The 2638-nt window shown below is 56.8% G+C and carries 2 protein-coding genes and 1 pseudogene; 1 reads left to right on the forward strand and 2 read right to left on the reverse strand.

The window, feature by feature from the left end:
* A pseudogene (locus ACF8AM_RS04640) lies at nt 1-1236 on the reverse strand (hypothetical protein); the annotation flags it as partial.
* Between the two features lie 325 nt (nt 1237-1561).
* Between ACF8AM_RS04640 and map the strand changes: the two are divergent.
* Nucleotides 1562-2359, forward strand: coding sequence for a type I methionyl aminopeptidase (gene map, locus ACF8AM_RS04645; protein ID WP_392554509.1), 798 nt, complete (start codon nt 1562-1564; stop codon nt 2357-2359).
* A 65-nt stretch (nt 2360-2424) separates the two neighbouring features.
* Here map and ACF8AM_RS04650 read toward each other — a convergent pair.
* Nucleotides 2425-2638 (reverse strand): DNA integrity scanning protein DisA nucleotide-binding domain protein (locus ACF8AM_RS04650; RefSeq protein ID WP_392554510.1); only part of this gene is annotated, 214 nt, incomplete at its 5' end.

Genomic DNA, 2638 nt, shown 5'->3' on the forward strand with positions numbered 1-2638 from the left:
GCCCTCGCCATCCAGTTCCGCGATCGTATCAGCGAACAATTCCGGGGTTTCCGGGCGGGCCGATGCGACGTTGACGCCACCTGTGGTATCCAAAACGATGCGTGTGTCCGGTGTGCCAGCCAACATGGTTTGCAACACATCAAACGCGGTTTGCATGTTCGCCGAAGCGACCGCGTGTGTCTTCAACACGGGTTTGATGATTTCGACTTCTTCCGCATCTTCGCTGCCGGGCATCGCTTTGTCGGCTTTGGTGAAAATGCTTTTTAGCAACGACAATTTCGCGGGTGATCCCGTTGCGAAAACTCGGTCGCCGTAGATCGAAACCGAGATGCGTAGGTCCTCACCCAGGTTCATTCCGGGTTCCAAACCAACCAGTGGTCGCGCGACTTCGAGAATTTCTTCGGCAGCTCGATGTTCTAGCGTGATTTCAACGACGCTGGATTGAGCTTCCTCGGCTGCCGACAAAACCGACTGAATCGTTTTCAGCTTGCCAACGGTTTCTGTCACGACGACTTGCCGAGCCCCAGCCAAAACATTGATTCGTCCCCATGGGCCGATGATCTGCGACAACTCTTCCCGAGCTTCGTCGGGCGACAAACCACCCAGAGGAAAGACACAGCGAACAATGTCACTGTTGCCGCGTTGGTCGAAGGAATCCGGAGTGACCAGCTCGGCCATCTCACTGATCAACTTCTCTGCGTTCTCCGCTTCCAGGTCAACGAGCAATAGCATCCGTCCGCGACGAACCACGGCCCAACCGCGATCGAGCAGCAAGCGGTTGATCAGATCCAGGCCTTCGCCGATGGAGTAGGTTTGCGATGGATCGCTGAAATTGACCGTTCCGGCGGGCGAAGCGTCCATTTGCAACGACAAATCGGCTTGCTCAGAGAACCACCGTAGCACGTCCGACCAAGGTGCCCCCGAGAAATTGAATCGCAGTTCTTTCTCAGCATTCAGCCCCGAACTGACGGCAGCGTCCGTTTCGGCGGTTGCCGAGGTGTCCTGGGCGTCCGCCATTTCGCCACTGGGGGCTTGAGCAAAGCCGGCACCTGCCGTCAGCGTCAGAATCCCCGCCATCGCGATCCCACGAAAAGCAAGTTGCGTCCATGGAGCCCGCTTCTGACCGGTCCGCAACAGAGCGTCGTCAATCTCGGCTGAGATCCATCGACGACAATCGGAACCCCGGCAGGACGATGCGTTCGCGGCTTGCGTCGCGTTGGAAACAATTCGATTCATTTCGATAAGATAAGATTTAGGATCGAGCTGGACGAAGCGGAAAACGTTTGCCTGGATCTCGCATCACAGGATAGTCGCCAAAACAAGGTTGGCACGAGCAAATGGTCACGTTCCGTATCGAACTAACCCTTCCTGGCCGCAAAAGTTCCGATCGGGAGCGTTCCTGTCGGGGCAAATCATCGGATTGTCGCGATCATTCCGCACCAGATCCCTCCGATGGCTGGCATACCCCGGCGGTTCGGGTTTGCCGCGTTCTTAAACCTGCTATGCTGGCGGCTCGCCTTCTGACGGCCACGATTCAATCGAACCAGCACCACTTAGACGCATGCTGACCAAGCAAAAAAAACTGATTCTCACCGAAACACAGCGTGACATGATGCGGGCCGCAGGCCAAGCGAATGCCGCCCTGTTGGACTTCATTCGGCCACACGTCAAACCGGGAATCACAACCGGCAAGATCGACCAAATGGTTCATGATTGGACCTACGGCAACGGTTACCGAGCTGCCACGTTGGGATACCAAAAGTACCCCAAAAGCTGCTGCACCAGCGTCAATGAAGTGATCTGTCACGGGATTCCCGATAACTACGAGTTGCGTGAGGGCGACATCGTCAACGTGGACATCACGACAGTCGTCGACGGATGGCACGGCGACCAAAGCGAAACGTTTCTGCTGGGCGAAGTCAGCGAAGAAAAGCGAGCGGTCACGCAATGTGCATTCGACTGCATGCACTTGGCAATCGACGCTTTGACCCCCGGATGCCGCGTGGCCACGATCGGCGAAGCGGTGGTCCCCGAAGCCGAAGGCCGCGGTTTCACGGTGGTCCGCGAATACGTCGGACACGGGTTGGGCAAACAGTTCCACTTGGACCCCTCGATCCCTCACTTTCCCAACCGACAGAGCCGAATCGATCGACTGTTCCCCGGCATGTGCTTCACGATCGAGCCCATGATCAACGCGGGTTCACGTTACACCCAGTGCGACAAAGCGGACGGATGGACAGTCCGCACACGGGATGGACGCCCCTCGGCCCAATTCGAGCATTCGATCTTGATGACGGAAGAGGGACCGGAGATCCTGACGCTCACTCAAGACGGACCGAAAAAGGGACACCAGTTCTGAGGACCTCGGCTTCTAAGGACCTTGGCCATCTAGCTTGGTCGCTTCCCAACAGCCTGCCGATCCGATCAGTTTTCGTCGGCGGTTTGCGGCGGCGGTTCAAAGGCGAACTCTTGCCACTTGATTGCTTTGTCCATCGGCACAATTTGCAGAATCAAGAACCCGTTTTGATACAACCGAACCGTGCCAGTCGATTGGCTGACAACGACTGAGACCGCTTTGGTTTTGCGGGTGATCGCGGCGGCAGCCCAGTGTCGTGAGCCAAGCCCTTTGGTCATTTTG

It is taken from the genome of Rhodopirellula sp. JB055 (genome assembly GCF_043100905.1).
In the GTDB taxonomy this organism is placed as follows: domain Bacteria; phylum Planctomycetota; class Planctomycetia; order Pirellulales; family Pirellulaceae; genus Rhodopirellula.

Bases quoted from the DNA above. Each gene is read 5' to 3' on its own strand.
- map (WP_392554509.1), top strand. From the start codon at position 1,562: ATGCTGACCAAGCAAAAAAAACTGATTCTCACCGAAACACAGCGTGAC.